The following is a 21904-nucleotide window of genomic DNA, read 5'->3' as shown; positions in this document are numbered from 1 at the left end:
TTATTTTTGTATAGGCATGGGTGTATCAAAGCGATGAGCCAGACCCAAAACGGCCACGGCTCAGAATGGATAGACAGGCGGAGTATTTTTCACCGTGACCCACTGCCACTGGCTGTACTCGTCCCAGTCGGCCGGCCCGCCGACGCTGCCGCCGTTGCCGGAGGCACCGCGCCCGCCGAACGGGTTGATGCATTCGTCGGCCACGGTCTGGTCGTTGATGTGCAGCAGGCCGCAGTCCAGCCGCTCACCGATGGCCATGGCGCGCCCGACCGACGGCGAGATGATGGCGGCCGAAAGGCCGTACTCCGTGCGGTTGGCCAGTTCGATCGCTTCCTCGTCGCTGGAGAAACTGACCACCGTGGCCACCGGGCCGAACAGTTCTTCCTCAAAGGCGCGCATGCCCGGACGTACGCCACTGAGCACGGTGGGCTGGTAGAACAACCGGTCATAGTTGCCGCCCGCTTCCAGCCGTGCGCCGGCCTGCAGGCTGTCAGTGACGATCTCGTGCACGCGCTGCAGTTGCCGTTGGTTGATCAACGGGCCGAGCGCCGCTTCACCCTGGGCGGCATTGCCCACCGTGAGCACCCGGGCCTTGTCCACAAGCTTGCGGGTGAGGCTTTCGGCGATGGATTGATGCACGAGAATCAGCCCGGTCGCCATGCAGATTTGCCCCTGATGCAGCCAGGCGCCCCAGGCTGCATTGCTCGCGGCCAGGTCGAGGTCGGCGTCTTCGAGAATGATCAGCGGGTTTTTCCCGCCCAGCTCCAGTGCAACCTTTTTCAGGTGTCGACCGGCCACTTCAGCGACTTTGCGCCCCGCCGCCGTGGACCCGGTGAACGCAATCATCCGCACATTCGGATCGCGGCACAGCGCTTCGCCCGCCGGCGCCGCGCCGGGCAGCACCTGCAGCAGGCCCTTGGGCAAGCCCGCCTCTTCGAACAGCCGGGCAATGAGAAAGCCCCCGCTGACCGGGGTCTGTGGGTCGGGTTTGAGCACCACTGCATTGCCTGCCGCCAGCGCCGGGGCCACTGAACGCAGTGACAGCACCAGCGGGAAGTTGAACGGTGAAATCACCCCGACCACGCCGTGGGGCTGGCGCCGTGCATAGGACAGTCGGCCTGCTGCACTGGGCAGCACCACCCCGTGAGGTTGGGACAACAGCCCCGCCGCCTGATGCAGCAGCACAATCGCTTCACGCACTTCGTGCTCGCCCTTGAACAACGCGCCCCCGGTTTCCCGGGCGACATACAGCGCCAGCTCGGCGAAGGACCGCTGGGCCAGGTCCGCCGCTGTGCGAAATACCTCGGCGCGCTCCCGTGGGCCCAACGCAGCCCAGGCCGGCTGCGCCAGGGCCGCGCTGCGGCAGGCGATGGCGATGTCGGCCGCGTTGGCCATGGCGCAGCGCATTAGAGGTTCGCCGGTGGCGGGTTCAATCACGTCAATCACAGATCCCGACACGGGAATCCAATCGCCGTTGAACAGGCATTCGGACGCGATGGCCCGCTGTAGAAAGGGGGTGGTTTCAGACACTGGCATTGGCAACTCCGGTTCTTGTAATTGTCATCGTCTGCACAGGGTGCAAACGCCGCATCCCGTCTTGAGCAAAGGCTGTGCCGCTTGCACGCAACGGCGCGTACATAAACCGGCGAGGGCTCTGGGTCGGGGGCTGCCACGCAGCGTTCACACGCCTGGGGCGTTCACCCGCAAAAAACCCGGGCTCTGCCACTTGTTCAATTGATAAGGTTATGTTTTATAACTATCTGAGCAGTTGCTCATATCGATCACTCGCTTTGCAGGGGCATAACAATGACTAATCCCCACAGCGCGCTGCCCGACGACCGGGTGGCCACCGCGCCCAACCCTTCGCGTGGCGACAGTCGCCAACTCAGTGACAGCAGCTCGCCCACCACCGCGGAACTGGCCGACTGCCTGTTCTTTTCCCCTGAAGACGGGCGCATCTGGCTCAACGATCAACGCATGTTGTTGCTGCACAGTTCGTCGTTCGGCGCCCTGCGCGCCGAGGTCATCGAGCGCCTGGGACTGGACCAGGCCCGGGGCCTGTTCACCCGCACCGGTTATGCCTCCGGCGCACGGGATGCGCGCTTGATCCGCGAGCGCTGGCCACAGGCCGATGCCGCCGCGGTGTTTCGCGCCGGGACTCACCTGCACACCCTGGAAGGCATGACCAAGGTCGAACCGCTGCACTTCAAGTTCGATGCCGACTCGGGGTTCTATGAAGGGGAATTTCTCTGGCACCACTCGTGCGAAGCCGATGAACATGTGGGGGCCTACGGCATCGGCCAGGACCCTGTGTGCTGGACCGAAACCGGCTACGCCATCGGCTTCGTCAGTGGCCTCTTCGGGCAAATGGTGATTTTCCGCGAAGTGGAATGCCGTGGCATGGGCCATCGCCGTTGCCGCGTGATTGGCAAGACGGCCGAGCAATGGGGTGATGTCGAGCAGGACCTGCGCTACCTGAATGTGTCCCAGGCCGTCACTGGCCCTGCCACCCCCGCGCTCGCAAGCCCCGTAGCCAGCAGTGGCGGAGCCCGCCAGCCGCAACCGTTGGTGGGCGCCAGTGCCGCGTTCAACGCGGCGATGCAAGCGCTGCAAAGGGTTGCACTGACGCCCGCGACGGTGCTGATCAGCGGTGAGTCCGGCGTGGGCAAGGAGATGTTTGCGCGCCAGCTGCACCAGCTCAGTCGTCGCCATGACAGCCCGTTTGTGGCACTCAATTGCGCCGCCATCCCGGATAACCTGGTGGAGGCCGAACTTTTCGGTGTCGAACGCGGCGCCTATACCGGCGCGACGCACTCGCGCCCCGGGCGATTCGAACGGGCCCAGGGTGGCACCTTGTTCCTGGATGAAATCACCAGCCTCAGCCTGCCCGGGCAAAGCAAGTTGCTGCGAGCCTTGCAGGAACGGGAAATCGAACGGGTCGGCGGGGTGCGCGGGATCAAGGTGGATGTGCGCGTGGTGGCCGCCACCAATATCGACCTGCGTAAAGCGGTGGCAGACGGAAGCTTTCGCGAAGACCTGTTCTACCGGCTGAATGTCTACCCCATCGCCCTGCCCCCGCTGCGTGAACGCCGGGACGACATCCCGCTGCTGATCAATGCGTTCCTGACGCGCTTCTGCCAGGACTACGCCCGGACCCCGGCAGGCCTGACCATGCGCGCCCTGAAGACGTTGCTGCGCTACGACTTCGCGGGCAATGTGCGCGAGCTGCAAAACCTCATCGAGCGCGGCCTGATCGCCAGCGATGAAGGCCAGGCCATTGACCTGGTGCATCTGTTTCGCAACGAACCGATGCCCGCCGAGCCCTATGGCCTCGACGACCAGGGCGGCCTGTCAAATACCGCGCAGGCGCCGCGCTCGACACTGCTGGATACCCTCGACCCGTTGGACCAGGGGGTTTCCATCGAAGGCCTTGAATCGCGCCTGATTACTGAAGCGTTGCAACACAGCGCCGGCAACCTGGCCGCGGCCGCCAGGCTCGTGGGGCTCAGCCGTGCTCAATTTGCTTACCGTATGAAGAAGCACCAGCGGCAAACCCCTTGAGTGGCAATTAGTGCTTTAAAAGCTTTACCCAATTAAGTATTTTGCAGGGGTATGGGGCCGACACGCGCCCCTCTTTTTATTCGTGACAAGGATCTCCTGTGAGTGGACTGCGTGAACGTCAGAAAGCCGAGCGCCGGCAAGCTATCAGTAAGGCCGCGGTCGAACTGTTTGAGCGCCAGGGTTTCCAGAACACCACCATCGAACAGATCGCCGGCCAGGCCGGAGTGTCGCCGCCGACGGTGTTCAAGTACTTCGGCAACAAGCAGGAAATCATCCTGGAGATCCTGCACCACGCCGATCAACGCGCGATCAGCGACACCCGCAGCCTGATCCACCAAATAGACGACCCGGTCGAAGCGCTCTGCCACCTGGAACGCCTGCTCACGGGCTATGCCCTGGAAGTCATGCACCCCAGCCTGTGGCGTGAACTGCTGCCGCTGATTCTGTTCGGCGCCAGCAATGGACTGCCCGAAGGCTACCGGGCCATGAACGATGCGCTCAGGGCCGAAATCAGCGAACTGCTGCGCGAGTTGCAACGGGCCGGCAAGCTGCGCCCGCAACTCGATGTGGAATTGGCCGCGTTCCTGTTGAACGACTATTCGCACCTGCAACTGTTCAGGCTGGTGAACCAGGAACACCCGGATATCGAGGCGCATTCCCTGCAGGTCAGGCGTATCACCGAGCTGGTGTTTTACGGCATGCAGGCCTGATTGCCTCCCCAGTCGAGCCCGGCGCGCACGCACCGGGCCACACTGATCAGCGGTTGCTCTTGATGGCGGTCCAGGTGCGGGTACGGATGCGCTCCGTGGCAGCCGGGATCGGCTCCAGGGCGAACAGGGTCTTGCGCGCTTCGTCCGGCACATACATGTTGGGGTCGTTGCGGATGCTGGCATCCACCAGCGCGGTGGCGTCCTTGTTCGGGTTGGGGTAGCCGATCTTGTTGCTGATGCGCGCAATCACGTCCGGGCGCAGGATGTAATTGATGAACGCATGGGCCTCCGCCGGATCGGGGGCCTTGGCCGGGATCATCATCACGTCGGACCACATCGGCGCGCCTTCCTTGGGCAGTGCCATCTCGACCTTGACGCCCTTGCCGGCGGCATCTGCCAGTCGTGTGGCCAGTGCGACACCGCCGGACCAGCCCACGCCCACACAGATATCACCGTTGGCCAGGTCCATGCCGTAGCGCGACGAGTTGAAGTAACTGACGTAAGGGCGAATCTTCATCATCACGGACTGGGCTTGCACATAGTCCTCACGCTTCTGGCTATTGGGGTCGAGGCCCTTGTAGTGCAAGGCAATCGGCAGGATCTCGTTGCCGGCGTCGAGGAAACCCACGCCACAACTGGCGAGCTTGGCGAGGTTTTCTTCGTTGAAGATGATGCCCCAGCTGTTCATCTGCACGTCGGGCCCCAGGGCTTTGCGCACTTTGTCGACGTTGTAGCCGATCAGTGTGGTGCCCCACAGGTAAGGCACGGCATAGCGGTTGCCTGAGTCACCTGCGGTTTCCAGGGTTTGCATGAATTGCGGGTCCAGGTGCAGCCAGTTGGGCAACTGCTTGCGATCCAGCGGTTGCACGGCCCCGGCCGTGATCAAGCGTCCCAGGTTAGCGGAGCCGGGAAACACCACGTCATACCCGGAGTTGCCCGTCAGCAGCTTGGACTCCATGGTTTCGACGCTGTCGAACACATCGTAAATCGGGCGAATGCCGGTTTCCTCCTGGAAACTCTTGAGCACTTCGGGTGGCAGGTATTCGATCCAGTTGTAGATCCGTACGGTTCGTTCTTCAGCCAGGCAAAAACCACTGATGAGCAACGAGGCGACAGCGCCCAGCACGGTGTTACGCAAAAATCTGTTCATGACCAAAACACTCCAGCGCGGCCGCGATGGCTCGCAGCACTTAATAGCGGTAGGTGAAATACAGTTCCAGCGCACTGAACATCTGGTCGTTGCCGAACACCTGTTTGGCGGCGGCCAGTGGCTTGACCCAGTTGTAGGACAGCGACGTATAGAACGACGGCGTGGGTGTCCAGTCGAGGAAAACCACACTTTCGTCAGCAAAGCGCCGGTCGCTGACCGGTGCGCCCAGGTAGTTTTTCTCATCCAGCCAGAACTGGTAGTGAATCGCGCCGAGGGTCAGGGTTTCGTTGAGGTGGGTCTTGAGGGAGAACTGCTGGACGTTTTCGTTGCTGTTGAACAACAGGTAGTTGCCGACCACGTCCCCGACCAACCACGTGCTCCAGTCGACGAAGCCTTTGCTCAGTGGGTCCCAGGCTTTTTGCCGGTTGTCGGTGAGGTTGTCGTCGCCGGAAAAGCTCGCGTAGCGGTAGCCAAGGACCGGCGTCAGCGGCAAGGTGTTGAAGGCATAGTCGGCCTGGGCATACCAGGCGTTGGCAGCGTAGTCGAATCCCTCTCCGCTGCCGCGCTCCAGCGCGTACTCGGCATTCAGCGTCAGCGCCTGTACGCCAGGCACCTTGGCGTTGAGTGCCCGCAGGTTGTACACCTGCATCCCGTCCCGGCGGCGCGGGAGCGTGCTGCCTCTGGGGCCAAGGGCATTGACCTTCATGGCCATGGCGCCGAGCATCACCTGGTCGTCGAGGTTGTAATCCACATTGACGCCGTTCATGCGGAAATCGCCCAAGTCATCATCGGTGCGCAAGGTGAAAGCCTGAGACTTCAGCGCGCCATGATCCCAGGCGAGGATCGCCGAATCCCTGAAGGCGGTTCGCGGGCCGAGCCAGTAAGCGCCATCCTTGGACTGGTCGAGGTTACCGTCCATGACGATGAACCCCGTACCGATCATGTAGTTCTGGCGGCCGGCGGTGAGCTTCCACTCGCCGGCGCGAAAACCGCCATAGCGTTCTTCGGCTGCGGCCTTGCCATCGGAGCTGCGGCTGAAGCCACCCGCGTCGCCGTCGCCGAATGTGCTCGCCGCCACCAGGGAACCGCCCGCGAGCAGGCTGAAATCCGGTTGCAACGCATACTCCAGTTTAACCCCCGGTTTTACGTAGACCTCTTGCCAGTTGATCCGGGCGCCGCCGTTTTTACCGTTGCGCGCATCGACCTGGCCGCTGCCGAAGTTGACACCACGGGTAAACAACGTCGCCCCGCCTGCGGTCAGATTGACTTCGCCCTTCAGATCGCCGTCCTCAAAGGTGTAGCCCGCGAATGCAAAGTGGGTGGTCAAGGGTAAGCCGACCGCCAACAGCGCTCGAGAGAAACGCTTGGTGAATACCATAAGAAGCTCCTGTGGAATTATTGTTGTTACAGGGCAGTCAATGGCGACGCAGGGCGCCGCCAACACCTGGGCAAGCCAGGTGAATAGAACGCAAAACTCTTATTTTTTTGGCGTGGGTCAGTGGCTCAAGTGGGCGGCGATCGCGCGCAGCATGCGCACGCTGTCGGTATCGAACGGGCTGACCGCATCGGTAAGCGAAGACTGCTTGACGATCACTACGCCGGACGGCTTGTCGACGAACAGGTACTGGCCGTGAATACCCCCGGCCATCAGGGCCTGGCTGTGGTCGTTGAACACGTACCACTGGCTTCGATAGGATGCACCGGGCGTCCAGCGGGAGAACTCGGCATTTAGCGCGTAGATAGCCGGGTCCGCACCGGCGGTGATACGGGCCACAGTCTCGGGCGACAGCAGCTCAACACCAGCGTGGCGACCGTCGTTGGCCAGCAGGCGACCGAAACGCGCCATGTCTCTCAAAGTGGCGCTGAAGCCCGCCCCGGCCACGTTACGGCCCCAGGGATCGGCCAGGAAATAGCCGTCGCGCTCGCACCCCAGGCGCCCCCAGACCTCCTCCAGCATCTGACTGCAGGCCTTGCCCGAGGCACGTTCCATGACCCACGCCAAGGCTTCGGTGGTGGCCGTCACATAATGGAAAAAGCCCCCGTGGCTGCCGCGTTTCTTGAGGGATGGCAAGTACTGGTACAACGATTCGAACTGCGCGTACTGCGCCGGTGCGGGTTGAAAGCCGCAGGCATAGCCGTACTGCGAGCTTTCTGAATTGGGGTCGTCATACACTTCGCTATAGTCGATGCCCACCGCCATATCGAACAATTGGCGCACCGTCGCATCGCCAAATGCGCTGCCCGCCAGTTCAGGCACGTAGTAAGCGGCCGGCCGCTCGGGCTTGAGCACGCCGCGCGTCACCAACTGTTCACCCAAGGTACCGATCAGCGACTTGGTGACCGAGAACATGATGTGCCGGTCACAGGCGCGCTGACCGTTGAAGTAGCGCTCGTACAACACCGTGTCACCCTGCATCACCAAAAAGGCGTCCGTCTGGCTGGCGACGAGATGCTCGATCACACGGATGCCCAGCCCACTCTCACTGTCGAAACACAGCTGATCCAGCGCGCGCGGGGCCTCCTGGAGCTGACCGGCAGGCCCTGGCCCCGCCGACACATCAATGCTGGGGCGCAGTCGAGACAGATGACGGAACCCCCATTGATTGAAGGGCGCGCGCATCCAGTTGTTCCACGTTACCCGGTGTTCCGGCGCGGCGGGAAAACCCTGCATCAGCAGCGGGGCCACGCGAGTGGCCAATGAAGATTCATTGGCCACGACGTAAGAAGTCGCGAGGGAGAATTGGGCTTTATGACTCATCGGGATAACCCTGAAGATGACTCTGCATGAAGCAGATGCAGAGAAATAATTACCCCGTATAATATTTTAGTCAATAAAACTTTTTACCATGAAAATAAATTTCCTTGCACGTAGTGCTTGCCAAGCCTTCAGGCGATTTGGATCGACAATGTTCATACCGCACCTTTGAATTGGCAGATGTCAGTGGGTTGAGGCTGATTATTCTTATTAAATCCAATTGGCTGTCAGCTTCTCATCGCAGGATAAAAACAATTTATTTATCAATAGATTGGCGCTTCTCTTGCGTCGATAATTTGAGGGTTTCACGTCAAAAGTTTTAATAGCGCGGTCATTTGACGCACCCTAAACTCCCCTCTCGAAACATTCTGAATCACCCCGCTCGTTCTTCTTGCGCCGCCCATGTTCGTGTGATTGCCGCTGGCCCCAAGCCCTGCGGGCGCTGCCGTGCGCGCATGGGAAACGTGCCTGAGCCTCTAAGGAACCCCCCATGCAGCGCAGAGACTTCTTATCATCGGCCATCGCGCTGGCGGCTGCGTCGACATTACCCGTTGCACGCGCCGAAGAAATCACCGGTGGCCAACCCTGGGCACCGGGCACGGCCAGCCTGCCAGCGTTGCCCAGCGTACGTCAGGGCGGCCTGGCGTTCTTCAATCAACATGAATTCCAGACCACTGAAGCGATTGCCGAACGGTTGATCCCAACGGACGCGCTGTCCATCGGCGGCAAGGAGGCCGGCTGCGCGACGTTTATCGACCGCCAATTGGCTGGTGACTACGGCAAGGGCGCCACGCTGTATCGGCTGGGACGTTTCGTCAAAGGTACGTACGAGCAAGGCACACAGTCGGCACTCACCCCCGCCGACCGCTGGCGCAAGGGCCTGGTGGCGATTGACGAATACAGCCAGGCGCAGTTCGGCAAACCCTTCCTGCAACTGCAAGGCGAGCAACAGGACCAGGTGCTGCGCAGCTTCGAAAAAAACGCGGTCAAGGTGGGTCCGGAGTTTGACGACGGCGCCAGGGAGATCTTCGAACAAGTACTGGCCAACGTGCGTGAAGGCTTCTTGTCCGACCCGATCTACGGCGGCAACAAAGGCATGGCGAGTTGGAAAATGCTCGGTTTCCCAGGTGCGCGCTATGACTTCCGTGACGTTATCGCCAAGAAGGGCCAGAAGCTCAACATCATCCCCACCAGCCTGATCGATAACACGCTCTGATCCACCAGAACACTTGAGTGATGAGGCCTTGCCATCATCGCCGACTGACCGTGATTTGCTGTAACGAAGAGGAATTCCCGAATGGCCAATGTACGCCCCAAAGTCGACGCAGTGATTGTCGGCCTCGGCTGGTGCGGCTCGCTGATTGCCGAAGAACTGACCCGCGCCGGGCTGAATGTGGTCGCCATCGAGCGTGGCCCGTGGTTCGAGACCGCCACTGACTTCCCGCCCTCGGTAGACACCGACGAACTGCGCTGGGACACCCGCCGCAGCATGCTGCTGCCGCCCGCCATCGAGACCACCACGTTCCGCAACAACCGTTCGCAAACCGCCCTGCCGACCCGCGACTGGAGCATGAACGAACTGGGTTATAACGTCGGCGGCTCGGGGACACATTGGGCCGGCATGGCGTGGCGCTTCCTGCCGTTCGACTTCGAGCCATACAGCTTTACCCTCAAGCGCTACGGCAAGCAGCAGATTGAAAAAGGCCTGATCGTGCAGGACTGGGGCGTCACCTACGACGACCTAGAACCCTTTTACGAGCGCTTCGAACGGATCGCCGGCGTATCGGGCAAAGCCGGCGTGTTGAATGGCGAGAAGATCGACGGCGCGAATATCTTCGAAGGCAACCGCAGGAGTGAATTCCCGCTACCGCCGCTGGCCACCACGCGTCTGACCGACCTGTTTACCGACGGCACCAAAAAGCTCGGGCTGCATCCGTTCATGGTACCTGCCGGCCAGGCGTCGCAGGCCTATACCAACCCGTTGGGTGTGCGCATGGGGCCCTGCACCTATTGCGGTTACTGTCTGTATTACGGCTGCGGCAATTTTTCCAAGTCGAGTCCCAATGCCTGCGTGATCCCTGCATTGATGCAACGCAGCAACTTTACCGTGCTCACCGAGTCGGCCGTGCTGCGTGCCAACCTCGCCGAAGACGGCAAGACCGCCACCGGCGTGAGCTACCTGGACCGCAATAAAATGGAATGGGAGCAACCTGCAGACATTGTGATTTTCTCGGCATTCCAGATGCAAAACGTGCGTTTGCTGCTGCTGTCGAAAATCGGCATGCCCTACAACCCCGAAACCCGCACCGGGGTCGTGGGCCGAGCCTATAGCTTCCAGACCGTGTCCGGGGCCAACCTGTTCTTCGAAGACGAACAGCTCAATCAGTACATTGGCGCAGGTGCCCTCTCCGCCCAGGTAGACGACTATAACGGCGACAACTTCGACCACACCGGCAAGGACTTTATCGGCGGCGCAGGGATCCTCGTGGTCGCCCGTGGCGCGCGCCCCATCGGTAACGCCGATGCAGTACCGCCAGGCACGCCACGCTGGGGCAGCGAGTGGAAAAAGGCCTATAACCATGCGTTCCAGAACGGCACGTTCATCTTCAACCAGGGCACCAGTTTTTCCCACGACGAATGCTACCTGGACCTGGACCCGGAATACCACGACGCCAATGGCGACCCGTTGATTCGCGTGACCTTCGACTACAACGAGAACGACCGGCGCATGGCCCGGTTCACCGAAGAAAAGGCCGTTGAAATCGGCAAGGCCATGGGCGCAAAAATCGTCAATGGCTTTGATGCCGCTGCCGTCAACTACGGGCCGTATTTGCCGTCCAGCGACCACACCATCGGTGGCGCGGTCATGGGCCTGGACCCAAAAACCAGCGTACTCAACCGCTATCAGCAGAGCTGGGATGTACACAACGTATTCGTGCTGGGCGCCTCGTCGTTCCCCAACAACGCCGGCTACAACCCCACCTCGACCATCGGTGCGCTGAGCCTGTGGACAGCCAAGGCGATCATCGATCGGTACCTGGCCAAACCCGGGCCACTGGTGGAGATGCCAGCATGAGCCCACGCCTTCGCATGGCCCTGACGGCCACCGCCGTATTGTCTCTGGGCTCAGCCATCGGTTTGTACGGTGCATTAGGTGTTGCCGATGCAGCCGACAGCATTGCTCAGCCCGGCCAGCAGTCCGACAGCAGTGCAGGTATCAAGGCACCCGCTACCCAGGCCCAGGAGGACCCGGCAGTGACGCGCGGTCGCTATGTGGCCATCGTCGGTGACTGTGCGGCCTGCCATACCGACCCGCACCACGGCAAACCGTTTGCCGGTGGTTACGCACTGGAAACCCCGTTCGGCAAATTGCTCGCCAGCAACATCACCGCCGACAAAAACACTGGCATTGGTGCCTGGACTGAACAGGAGTTCACCCGTGCAGTGCGCGAAGGCAAAGGCCGGCACGGTGAAAACCTGTATCCGGCGATGCCCTACAACGCCTACGTCAAAGTCAGCGACCAGGACATGCGCGACCTGTGGGCCTACATGCAGACAGTGCCGGCGGTGGACAACGAAGTCGTGTCCAACCAACTGCCGTTTCCGTTCAACATCCGCCTGATGATGATGGGCTGGAACCTGTTGTTCTTTGATAACACGCCGTTCGAACCGGTGGCAGGTGCTACCGGGCAAATCAATCGCGGGGCCTACCTGGTCGACGGCCTGGGGCACTGTGCAGCTTGCCATACGCCGAAGAATTTCCTCGGCGGTGACAAGGGCGGCGCGTACCTGCAAGGTGGCGAACTGGCCGGCTGGCATGCACCGCAAATCACTGGCAACCCCTACGTCGGTATCGGCGGCTGGAGTGATACGCAAGTGGTGCAATACCTCAAGACCGGCAGCAACCACGTGGCGGTAGCATCCGGGCCGATGGCCGAAGCGGTCACCAACTCGACCCAACATATGCGCGACGAAGACTTGTACGCCATCGCCGCTTACCTTAAAACCCTGCCGGGCTCGGATACCCGCAGCCCGCGCCCACTCAACGCCAGCGATAAGACCCTGCAGCAAGGCGCCAATGTGTATTCGGCAAACTGCTCCGCGTGCCACAACAGCGATGGCAAAGGCATCAATCAACTGGCTTCGAGCCTGGCCGCCAACCCCGGCGTTCAGGCTGAAAATGCACAGAGTTTGATCACCACCGTGCTGGAAGGCGGCCGTGGCGCGGTGACCCTCGACAACCCCACCAGTGGCGCCATGCCCAGCTTCGCGTGGAAACTGTCGGACCAGCAGATTGCGGCAACGCTCACCTACATCCGCAACAGCTGGGGGAATGCCGCGCCGCAGGTGAGCGCCAGACAAGTTGCCGAGGTGCGCGAGGCGCGCAAATTGCCGGCGCAATTGAGCGCGGACGGAACCTCTCACTGACGCCGTATCGGGCCTGCCGGTACACTCACAGGCCCACCCCTCACAGGAAGCGTGCTTGCATGAGCAGCCCCCTCAAGCGTCACGGTCTGATGAAGGTCGCAGAATTGGCGGGCGTCAGCCTGAGCACCGTAGACCGAGTGCTCAATGACCGTGGCAAGGTGTCCGATGTCAAACGGCGCAAAGTCCTTACCGTCGCACGCGCCCTGGGGATCCGCCCGGGCCTGCCTGCGCCATTTACCGGCCCAATGATTGTCGATGTGTTGCTGAGCGACAGCGCAACCGACCACTTCAAGCGCCTGGCTGCAGCCTTCGAGCGCCAAGCCCAACGCCTCAGCGCCCACCTTACACTGCGCCATCAACGCTGGGCGGAGGGAGCACCGCAACAACTGCTCGACGCCTTGCGCAAACCGCGTTCCAGACGCCACGGCATGATTGTGATCGCCCCTGACACCCCCTCCGTGCAGCAGGCGTTGAATGCCATTGTGCAGGGCGGCACGCCCACGGTTTTGCTCACCAGCAACCTCACCGATGTGCAAGGCGCTGTGTATGTCGGCATCGACAACCACGCCGCCGGGCGCAGTGCCGGACGGTTGATGAGCCAGTGGATGGGCCAGCGGCCAGGGGTGGTATTGCTGGTGGTCAACTCACTGGCTTTTTTTGCTCACCAGGAGCGCGCCAAAGGCTTTCTCGACGTGATGGCTCAGCATGCCCCCGACACGCGCGTCATCGGCCCGGTGGAGTGCTTCGACGACGATGAACTCACTCGCGCAGCCGTCGCGCAATGCCTTGCAGATCACCCTTTGGCGGGGCTATACGACACCGGCAGCGGCTCGCTGGGGATTCAGGCGGCCGTGGCCCAGGCAAATATCCACCCCGTGTGGATCGGTCATGAGGCCAGCCCATTGCATACAAGCCTGCTGCGCCAGGGCGTGATGTCGCTGGTACTGGATCAAGACCCCGAAGGCCAGGTGCAAGCCTGTATCGATTACCTGTTGCATCAGCAGGGGATAATCGATGCGCCACCCGTACTGCCGCTGGCGATGAAGATCGTTATCGACGAAAACCTCTGACCTCCCAATCTCCCCGCTCTGCCAACCAGTCTCAATCAATACGCCTGCCGGGTGCCGCTCACGTTGAGACGTCCTGATCGTCGGCAGACAACTTTCAATAAACCCCTATAACGAAACGGCCGCCAGAAAGCAGCCGTGCGGCACCCCCGAGGGCGGCTTCGCCCATCGCCGCCCCGTTAATGGCAAATGCCTTGACACTTAACATAGTGATCACTATAGAATGATTTAAATATGTAGCGACCACTATGCAAAGGAGTTTGACCATGAGCAAAAACATCAAAGCAGTACCGACCCAGGACTACAACGCCGTTGTCGCTGTAGCCCAGCAATACGCAGACGGCCTGCGTGCCGGCAGCCCGGAAGTTCTGGAGCAGGCCTTCCACAAGCAAGCGGTGATGTACGGCTTCACCAACGGCAAACTGTTGGGCGGTCCGATCAGCAACCTGTTCGACTTCGTTCGAACCCATGGCAAGGCCCCGGATATCAGCACACGTCTGGATGTGCTGGCGATCACCCCGACCACTGCCGTGGTGCGTGTGGACATGGAAAAGGACGCGATTGGCGCCGACTACAACGACTACCTGACCCTGATCAAAATCGACGGTACCTGGAAGGTGATCGCCAAGGTGTATCACCAGTTCGAAGGCTGAGCCGAACGGCCTGAACGCAATGCTGTTTCTAAGGTGATGAATCATGGCAAAAGTTGAATACAGCGCCGTTGTCGACGGCGGCGCCGAACGCGTTTGGGATGTACTCAAGCGCTTCGGGGAAATCAGCCAGTGGCACCCGGCGATCCTACAGAGCGTCATCGAAGGCGGTCAGCCGGACGGTCTGGTTGGCTGCATTCGTCGGCTGACGTTGCAGGACGGCGCCGTTCTGCGCGAGCAGTTATTGTCGGTAGACGCGGTGAATCTGCAGTTTTCCTATCGCTTCGTTGAAGCGCCACTGCCCGTCGACAATTACGTGTTGAGCGTGCGATTGATCCCGCTGTCCGGCGAGCAAAAAACTGTGATCCTGTGGTCTGCGACCTTCGACACGCGAGAGCCTGATCCTCAGGGGCAATGGACCTCAACCATCGAGTCGCTCATCGTCGGCGGTCATGAAAGCCTTCAGGTTTACCTGAACCCTACCGCCACCGCGTGAATGTGCCTTACCCCGCTCCAGCAATGGGTGCGGGGTTTAATTCTTCTCGATTCACGATGCACGAACACATTGCCGAAGTGCCGCTTGAAAAAGCCTGTCGGCGGATCAACCAGCGCCTCACCGCCAGCGCCTGTAGCGCCCAGGCAGACGGCGTTGCGCCAGTGCCTGAGCCGGGTGATTTCAACGCTTGTGGCTTACCAATCCTGACGGGTCGGCGAGATGATCAAGTCGTTGACGGTGACGTTTTCAGGCTGATTCAGTGCATACACCACTGCGCGGCCAATATCGTCCGGCGAGATCGCGATTTTATTCAGCTCTTGAGCCGCTTTACGGCCTGCCGGGTCGGTGACTTTATCGGCCCAACCGGTGTTGATCACACCTGGGCTGACCGTGTTGACACGGATGCCGTGCTGCACGCCCAGCTCTTTGCGCATTGATTCCGTCATGGCCTGTACAAAGAATTTGGTGGCGCTGTAGATACCCGCAGCAGGCCCGACCTGATGACCGGCGACCGAGTCCATATTCAGGATCTGGCCCGACTTCTGTTTCAGCATGAACGGCAACACCGCGGCGATACCATGCAGGTAGCCTTTGATGTTCACGTTGATCATCTTTTCCCAATCATCGGTGGCCAGGTCGACCCAGTTGGAAAACAGCATCAAGCCTGCGTTGTTGATCAGGATATCCACCGAACCGAACGTGTCCTGGGCGAATTGCGCGAGCGCTTTCATATCCTCAGGGTTGGTCACGTCGCTGACGCGACCTACCGCATCACCGCCCGTGCCTTTCAGCTCGCTGACGATGGCATCCAGGCCTTGCTGGTCCAGAGCTGCTGCGACGATTCGAACGCCTTTCTCCGACAAGGCACGTGCCGACGCAGCACCCAGGCCAGACGATGCGCCAGTGATGATCGCGGTTTTATTCTGCAGATAGTTCATGGGCGTTCCTCTCGTTGGTGACTGCCCGTCTGTGCGGGCAGTTTTTGCGGTTATCGCGGATATACAGGGGGGATCAATAATTGCCGACGGGCCAGTCGGTGTAGCCCTTCGCGCCGCCGCCGTAATACGACTCGCGCGGTGCGATGGTCAGTTCGGCGCCACGACGCAAGCGCTCAACCAGGTCCGGGTTGGAGATAAACAGGCGGCCAAACGCAACGGCGTCGATCTTGCCTTGGGCGCGACGTTCAATAGCCATGTCCAGGTCGTAGTTGTTGTTGCCGATGAAAGGCCCGTTGAACTGCGCGCTCAATGCGTCCATATCGACGCCTTCCGGCACTTCTCGCGAGGTGGCGGTAGCGCCTTCGACGAAGTGCAGGTAAGCCAGGTCGAAGGCGTTCAACTGCTGGATCAGGTAGCCGTACATCGCCATGACATTGCTGTCGGGCGGCGTGTTGCCGGCGTCAGGCGTGACCGGCGACAGGCGGATGCCAACACGGTCATTGCCCCAGATCTTGACGATCGCTTCGGTGACTTCCAGGGTCAGGCGCGCACGGTTCTCGATAGAACCACCGTACTGGTCGGTGCGATGGTTGGTCGAATCCCGCAGGAACTGATCCAGCAGGTAGCTGTTGGCCGAGTGAACCTCAACCCCGTCAAAACCAGCCCGCTTGGCATTCTCGGCAGCACGTTTGTACTGCTCGATGATCCCCGGGATCTCATCGGTTTCAAGCGCCCGCGGCATCGACACCGGAACGAAGCCGTGGGTGGTATAGGTGTCGCCTTCAGCCTTGATCGCAGAAGGTGCGACTGGTGCGGCACCGTCAGGTTGCAGCTCGACACTGGAGAACCGCCCCACATGCCATAGCTGGCTGACGATCTTCCCGCCGGCGGCATGCACGGCATCCGTGACTTTCTTCCAACCGGCAACCTGCTCTTCGCTCCAGATGCCAGGTGTGGCCGCGTAACCGCGGCCTTGCGCGGAAATATTGGTGGCCTCGGCGACGATCAAGCCCGCCGTGGCGCGTTGAGCGTAATACTCGGCGTGCAGCTCGTTGGGGATGCCATCTTCGGCATAGCGGCTACGGGTTACAGGTGCCATCAAGATACGGTTGGCGAGTTTCATCGCGCCCAGATTGATGGGCATGAATAAGTCGGTACGCGTGGCGTTGTCTGTCATGATTGACCTCGATTAAATAGACCGGTCGTCTAGTAGATTGATAAAAAAAAGCTACGACAAAAGTCGCTTTGCCAGAGTCAGGGAGGTTTCGAAGGCGTCGTCGCGCTTGCCGATCTTCATCATCAACGAAGCGCCGAGCCAAACTTGATAGAGCGATTGCGCAAGCGTCGCGCTGGGCGCTGTGGACGTGATCGAGCCATCGACAAGCCCCTGCTCGATACAGCGCTCAAGCTTGGCGTGGATGGCCTGCGTACCTCGGTCGAGCACCAGGCGCATGCCCTCCGAGAGGTCACAGACCTCGGCGCCCAATTTGACCACCAGGCACTTGTCGGTAGGCAAATCGGAGCACTGGGTTTGCGCCCAATACTGGAAGTAGCTCAACAACCTTTGCGCGGCAGGTGCAGAGCCCATCAACAGCGTGTCAACCGTTTCCAGGTAGTCGGAAAAGTACTGCTCAAGCAACGCCTGACCAAACTCTTCCTTGGATTTGAAGTAATGGTAGAACGATCCTTTCGGCACGCTCGCCGCTGCCACCACCTCAGCCAAACCTACGCTGGTATAGCCTTTGTGCGTCATCAATGTCCTGGCGACATCCAGGATATGCTGGCGTGTTTCAGAATGATGCTTTTTCATAATGCCGCCACTCTAATTAATACTAGACCGGTCGTCTAGTAAATTTTAGAATATCCTCACGTTCTACGACCAACGGCGAACGACGACAAATGACAGGGTCAAGCCCATGAACACCCCTACTCCCACGTCTACGTTCAACATCGAATGCCTTGCGCAATTCAACCTCAATTGCCTGGTAATCTTCGCTGCGCTTTACCAGGAAAAAAGTGTCACCAGGGCGTCCGAGCGTTTGAATATCGGACAGCCCGCGGCCAGCAACAGCCTGTCCAAGCTCAGGCTGATTTTTCAGGACCCACTGTTTTTTCGCCGAAACGCAGAGATGGTGCCCACTGCAGTTGCCGATGATATTGCCAAGCATGTAATACCGCTATTGAGCGGTATTGGCGAAGTGCTTGAACGCTACAACGTACCGCCCTGTGTGCAGGCGTCAGGGTCGATCTGAACTCTCAAAATTGCGCTGCGCAATCGAAAAGTTCATTTTGTGTATCATTAGGGCAGAAATCTCTTCCAGGCATGTTCGTCTGGCGATACACCCCAAGGTGCTACGCTCAATGACTGATTCCACCCTAATCCCTGTTCCTCGTGCAAAAGGGCGCCCGCGTGCATTCGACCGCGACGAGGCTCTGCTGCGTGCACTGGCAGTGTTTTGGAAGCGTGGCTACGAGCCGGCCTCTGTGGCGGAATTGTGTTCAGCGATGAGCATCAGCCCTCCCAGCCTGTACGCGGCGTTTGGCAACAAAGCCAAATTGTTTCTGGAAGCGGTTGCCTACTACGAAGCGACCTTCTGGGATGCCACGTGGGAGCGCATGGACACCGAGCCGGACATCGTGCGCGCCATCAGCGACTTCTTTCACACCTCAGCCTCGATCCTGACCGAACCCGAAGCCCCCTGCGGATGCATGGTGGTACTCGCGGCGGTCAATGTTTCCGACGATGCGGGTGAAGTCACCGCAACCCTCAAGGCCCTGCGTCAGGAAGGCCGCGATTACCTGCAGCAGCGCCTGGATCGCGCGGTGGAGCAAGGTCAGCTCAAACCGAACACCAACACTCGCTTGCTCGCCGCGGCCTTGAATACATTGCTCGAAGGCATGTCTCTGCAGGCGCATGACGCGGCCAGCCGAGAAGATCTGCAAGGCATCGGCGCAACAGCCGTCGCGATGCTGAGCCCTTCCCTCTCAACGTGACCAAACCCGGCGCTGCATTCAAACAAGCTGTTCACACGCGGCCTTGATGCGCGCGCACGCCTGCTCCAGCAGCACCGTGGAGGTCGCAAAGGAGATGCGCAAATACCCCTCCAACCCAAACGCACTGCCCGGCGCTTGACACATTCTGTAGTGACCAATATAAAATGCAGCTCAACATGCATTCGTCAATACCGTTTGCAGGTTCGCTTGAGCGGGCCAATTTTGAAACATCGCCTGATCTGGAGGAGCTATGCACTCGGTTTTTATCGTCGGTGGTTCGGGTAAAGTGGCCCGAAGCCTTGCTCGACAACTGGCAAAACAAGGCCATCAACCACGTTCGTTGTACCGGCATGCGGAACAGGCCGAGGAGCTCGAAGCGCTCGGCGCCAGCCCCGTTGCCGGTAACTTGCTTGAGCTCGACACCGAGTCGCTGGCCAAGCTGATGGCGGGCAGTGATACCGTGGTCTTCGCGGCCGGTGCCGGTGGTAAGGGCGGCGCGCAGATGACAAATGCCATCGACGGTCATGGCCTGGAGCTGTCTGTAGCCGCGGCTCAGTTGGCGGGTATTCGGCGCTTCATTCTGGTCTCGGCGTTCCCAGAAGCATCACGTGGCAAATCGGTTTCCGAGACCTTCGAAAATTACATGGCCGTGAAAAAACGCGCCGACGTGCACTTGGCCGCAACCGATCTCGACTGGGTCATCCTGCGCCCAGGCACCTTGCTGGACTCACCCGGAACGGGCAAGGTCCGTGCCGGCCTCGCTATCCCCTATGGTGACGTACCGCGCGACGATGTCGCCGCAGCCTTGTTGCAGATCATCGAACAGCCCGGCGTGAGTCGCGTGATCATCGAACTGACCCAAGGCACCACGCCGGTCACCGAGGCTATCCAGAGCTTTACGCGCAATTGCTCTCAGGCATGAACGAACCCGTGACATTCATGTGGTGCCATCGAGCAGCATGGCCAAGCCGGCCGAGCGACACTAAGCCAACAAACGTCGGCTCATATCAAGCGCAGCGTCAAAAGGCTCGCGTGTTCTATTGACCTTGACCAGCAATGAAGCGCCCAACCACATCTGGTAGAGCGCTTCAGCCAATGTTGCTGAGTCAACGGATGCACTTATGGAGCCATCCGCTTTACCCTGCTCAACACAACGACTCATCCGCTCGATGATCAGGGCCGTACCCTTCTCAAGCACGCCACGCATGTTTTCGGACAGGTCACACACTTCCGCACCCAATTTGACCACCAGGCATTTTTGATCAGTGTGATCAAACGCCTGCGTTTCGGCCCAATAGCGTAGATAGATCAGCAGCCGTTCGGCGCCGGAGCCCTCGCTCGCCAATTGCACATCGACCCTGGTGAGGTACTCCTCGAAGTACTCTTCGAGCAGCGCCTGGCCAAACTCATCCTTGGAACGGAAGTAATGGTAGAACGACCCTTTCGGCACACCCGCGGCCGCGAGCAACTCGGTAAGGCCGACGGCGGTGTAACCTTTTTGGGTCATAAGCGACCTGGCGACATCAATGATGTGCTGGCGCATATCTTGGGTGGGCTTCTTCATAATGCGGCGCATGCTAGCAAAAAAATCGCTCAAGCGGCAGGCGCCTGATGAAGCCCCTGCCGCTTGTAAACCTGTGTCGCAAGCAGATGTACGCAATGTTTAAGCGACAAAAATATAAATATATTTACCCGCAAAACATAATTATTATTTGGGAATGATCAAAGAACTGAAAACACTTATCGCGGTGGCGAGAGAAGGTACGTTTGCCGCTGCCGGCAGCAAAATCGGCCTCACTCAAGCCGCCGTCAGCGCCCAGATGCAGCGCCTTGAAGCAGAACTGGGCGTGGAGTTGTTCGACCGTATTGGTCGCTCCGCCCAGCTCAATCAAATGGGCCGACAGGTTTTGTTGCAGGGCCAGGAACTGGTGCGCCAGTTCAAGGATCTGGGCACGGCATCAGTGGACCTTCCCGCCAATGTTTTGGTGACCATTGGCGCGATTGCTTCGGTTCAGCGCTCCTTCTTACCGGATGCCCTGGCAGAATTTCACCAACGCTCCCCACAGTGCAGGACGCGAGTCCTTCCAGGGCTGTCAATGGAATTGGTAAACCAGGTCGATTCAGGTGAAATCGACATGGCGGCGATCATCCGTCCACCCTTCTCTCTTCACAGCGATCTACGCTGGACAACCCTGGCACGCGAACCGTATCGGCTGATTGTCCCGATTGATATGCCAGGCGAGGATTGGGCTGAGTTGGTATCAACCCAACCCTTTATCCGCTATGACCGTTCATCCTTCGGCGGACGTCAAGTCGATCGGTTTCTGCGACAAACTCATTTTTCTTTACATGAAGTCTGCGAACTCGACGAACTGGATGCAATCGTCAAACTGGTTGCCAACGGCGTCGGAGTCGCTTTGGTGCCAGAAACAGCCACCCGTAAAGAATGGCCTGCGCAGATACGTGCAATCGATCTGAAACAACGTACATTCCATCGCGATATTGGTTTGGTGCACCGCGCACGCCGCGGCCTGACTGAGCCAGTGAAACTACTGGCTCAACTGATTACCGAGTATGCAGTGAAGAAGAACTAGATGAGTGCTGACGCGTACTGAGTGAAGTTCATCTTTGATTTCGAACTTGAATTCAGCGCTGCCCTTACTCGCCAGGCGCTTCATGGGTTTGGAAAATCTTGCTAACGACCGTCCACTTGCCTTCCACTTTCAGCAGTTGGAAGAAGTCGGTGAAAGAGAGACCGGACATGCCGTTGGCGTCAATGCGAGCACTCGCGGCATTACCGACGATTTCAATACGGGTAATGGCAGCCTGCGCATCCGGAGATGGGCGAAAACCCTTGTCAATCCCCTCGAACAGGATTGGAATCGCGCCGCCTTCCAGCTTGCCATCGGCACCGACGCTGTACATCGTCGCCTGTTCATTGAAAGCAGGTTTCATGATACTGCTCTTGGCCTGCTTGCAACCCTCAATATACGCGTCAAGCACCCTGGTGATCGCTTGATAGTCTTCTACATATGTAGCTTTGCTGACTGTTTTACTACTGACCAATTGCGGACTGCTCGGTGAGTTGTCTGCGTGAGCCAGCGCGCCGACGCTCGAAATCAAGCCGACAAAAAACAACTGTTTAATAGATATAA

The 21904-nt window shown here is 59.6% G+C and carries 21 protein-coding genes; 12 read left to right on the top strand and 9 right to left on the bottom strand.

The features are described from left to right. Positions 1-60 precede the first annotated feature (60 nt). Positions 61-1536: a benzaldehyde dehydrogenase gene (locus PSH96_RS10940; RefSeq protein WP_305459168.1), complete on the bottom strand. Its 1476-nt coding sequence runs from the start codon at positions 1534-1536 to the stop codon at positions 61-63. A gap of 270 nt (positions 1537-1806) precedes the next feature. On the opposite strand from PSH96_RS10940, the gene PSH96_RS10935 reads away from it, so the two are divergent. Together PSH96_RS10935 and PSH96_RS10930 are read left to right on the top strand one after the other, a co-directional pair. Then, positions 1807-3561, top strand: coding sequence for a sigma-54-dependent Fis family transcriptional regulator (locus PSH96_RS10935; RefSeq protein ID WP_305459167.1), 1755 nt, complete (start codon positions 1807-1809; stop codon positions 3559-3561). A 98-nt stretch (positions 3562-3659) separates the two neighbouring features. Beyond that, positions 3660-4271, top strand: coding sequence for a TetR/AcrR family transcriptional regulator (locus PSH96_RS10930; RefSeq protein WP_305459166.1), 612 nt, complete (start codon positions 3660-3662; stop codon positions 4269-4271). 46 nt (positions 4272-4317) lie between these two features. Here the strand turns inward: PSH96_RS10930 and PSH96_RS10925 are convergent, their stop codons facing one another. The 3 genes from PSH96_RS10925 to PSH96_RS10915 form a co-directional block, all read right to left on the bottom strand. After that, complete coding sequence (locus tag PSH96_RS10925) at positions 4318-5421, bottom strand: polyamine ABC transporter substrate-binding protein (protein WP_305459164.1); 1104 nt, start codon at positions 5419-5421, stop codon at positions 4318-4320. A 40-nt stretch (positions 5422-5461) separates the two neighbouring features. Further along, entirely contained in the window at positions 5462-6799 is a 1338-nt protein-coding gene (locus PSH96_RS10920; protein WP_305459162.1) for a hypothetical protein, read from the bottom strand. Between the two features lie 117 nt (positions 6800-6916). Continuing rightward, complete coding sequence (locus PSH96_RS10915; protein ID WP_305459161.1) at positions 6917-8179, bottom strand: serine hydrolase; 1263 nt, start codon at positions 8177-8179, stop codon at positions 6917-6919. Between the two features lie 487 nt (positions 8180-8666). Between PSH96_RS10915 and PSH96_RS10910 the strand changes: the two genes are divergently transcribed. The 6 genes from PSH96_RS10910 (at position 8667) to PSH96_RS10885 (ending at position 14817) form a co-directional block, all read left to right on the top strand. After that, positions 8667-9392 carry a gluconate 2-dehydrogenase subunit 3 family protein gene (locus PSH96_RS10910; protein ID WP_305459159.1) on the top strand — a complete coding sequence of 242 codons (726 nt, stop codon included), beginning with the start codon at positions 8667-8669 and terminating at the stop codon, positions 9390-9392. 81 nt (positions 9393-9473) lie between these two features. Then, positions 9474-11252 (top strand): GMC family oxidoreductase, encoded by a 1779-nt coding sequence (locus PSH96_RS10905; protein ID WP_305459157.1) that lies wholly within the window; start codon positions 9474-9476, stop codon positions 11250-11252. Beyond that, positions 11249-12604, top strand: coding sequence for a cytochrome c (locus PSH96_RS10900; RefSeq protein ID WP_305459156.1), 1356 nt, complete (start codon positions 11249-11251; stop codon positions 12602-12604). Before PSH96_RS10905 ends, PSH96_RS10900 begins: the two co-directional genes overlap by 4 nt. Before the next feature lie 59 nt (positions 12605-12663). Next, positions 12664-13674: a LacI family DNA-binding transcriptional regulator gene (locus PSH96_RS10895; RefSeq protein WP_305459154.1), complete on the top strand. Its 1011-nt coding sequence runs from the start codon at positions 12664-12666 to the stop codon at positions 13672-13674. Between the two features lie 263 nt (positions 13675-13937). After that, on the top strand, positions 13938-14324 hold the full coding sequence (locus tag PSH96_RS10890; RefSeq protein ID WP_305459152.1) for a nuclear transport factor 2 family protein: 387 nt from the start codon (positions 13938-13940) through the stop codon (positions 14322-14324). A 43-nt stretch (positions 14325-14367) separates the two neighbouring features. After that, complete coding sequence (locus PSH96_RS10885) at positions 14368-14817, top strand: SRPBCC family protein (RefSeq protein WP_305459150.1); 450 nt, start codon at positions 14368-14370, stop codon at positions 14815-14817. 194 nt (positions 14818-15011) lie between these two features. Here the strand turns inward: PSH96_RS10885 and PSH96_RS10880 are convergent, their stop codons facing one another. From PSH96_RS10880 to PSH96_RS10870, 3 genes are all read right to left on the bottom strand, one after another. Further along, positions 15012-15755, bottom strand: coding sequence for an SDR family oxidoreductase (locus PSH96_RS10880; RefSeq protein WP_305459148.1), 744 nt, complete (start codon positions 15753-15755; stop codon positions 15012-15014). A gap of 73 nt (positions 15756-15828) precedes the next feature. Continuing rightward, positions 15829-16932: an alkene reductase gene (locus tag PSH96_RS10875; protein WP_305459147.1), complete on the bottom strand. Its 1104-nt coding sequence runs from the start codon at positions 16930-16932 to the stop codon at positions 15829-15831. 51 nt (positions 16933-16983) lie between these two features. Continuing rightward, entirely contained in the window at positions 16984-17565 is a 582-nt protein-coding gene (locus PSH96_RS10870) for a TetR/AcrR family transcriptional regulator (RefSeq protein WP_305459145.1), read from the bottom strand. Between the two features lie 106 nt (positions 17566-17671). Between PSH96_RS10870 and PSH96_RS10865 the strand changes: the two genes are divergently transcribed. From PSH96_RS10865 to PSH96_RS10855, 3 genes are all read left to right on the top strand, one after another. Further along, positions 17672-18007, top strand: coding sequence for a LysR family transcriptional regulator (locus PSH96_RS10865; RefSeq protein ID WP_305459144.1), 336 nt, complete (start codon positions 17672-17674; stop codon positions 18005-18007). A 109-nt stretch (positions 18008-18116) separates the two neighbouring features. After that, the gene (locus PSH96_RS10860; protein WP_305459143.1) at positions 18117-18749 is read left to right on the top strand and encodes a TetR/AcrR family transcriptional regulator; all 633 of its coding nucleotides are present in this window, start codon (positions 18117-18119) and stop codon (positions 18747-18749) included. A 250-nt stretch (positions 18750-18999) separates the two neighbouring features. Beyond that, entirely contained in the window at positions 19000-19671 is a 672-nt protein-coding gene (locus tag PSH96_RS10855; protein ID WP_305459141.1) for an NAD(P)-binding oxidoreductase, read from the top strand. A 60-nt stretch (positions 19672-19731) separates the two neighbouring features. Here the strand turns inward: PSH96_RS10855 and PSH96_RS10850 are convergent, their stop codons facing one another. Continuing rightward, positions 19732-20313 (bottom strand): TetR/AcrR family transcriptional regulator, encoded by a 582-nt coding sequence (locus PSH96_RS10850; protein WP_305460035.1) that lies wholly within the window; start codon positions 20311-20313, stop codon positions 19732-19734. Between the two features lie 154 nt (positions 20314-20467). Between PSH96_RS10850 and PSH96_RS10845 the strand changes: the two genes are divergently transcribed. Further along, positions 20468-21343, top strand: a complete 876-nt coding sequence (locus PSH96_RS10845) for a LysR family transcriptional regulator (protein WP_305459140.1) — start codon at positions 20468-20470, stop codon at positions 21341-21343. A 64-nt stretch (positions 21344-21407) separates the two neighbouring features. On the opposite strand, the gene PSH96_RS10840 is transcribed toward PSH96_RS10845, so the two are convergent. Beyond that, positions 21408-21872 carry a nuclear transport factor 2 family protein gene (locus PSH96_RS10840; protein ID WP_235593080.1) on the bottom strand — a complete coding sequence of 155 codons (465 nt, stop codon included), beginning with the start codon at positions 21870-21872 and terminating at the stop codon, positions 21408-21410. Positions 21873-21904 lie beyond the last annotated feature (32 nt).

The organism is Pseudomonas sp. FP2338, from assembly GCF_030687515.1.
Classification (GTDB): domain Bacteria; phylum Pseudomonadota; class Gammaproteobacteria; order Pseudomonadales; family Pseudomonadaceae; genus Aquipseudomonas; species Aquipseudomonas salomonii.
The sequence above is the reverse complement of the archived record's forward strand: the minus strand, read 5'-3'. Positions and strand labels throughout refer to the sequence as shown.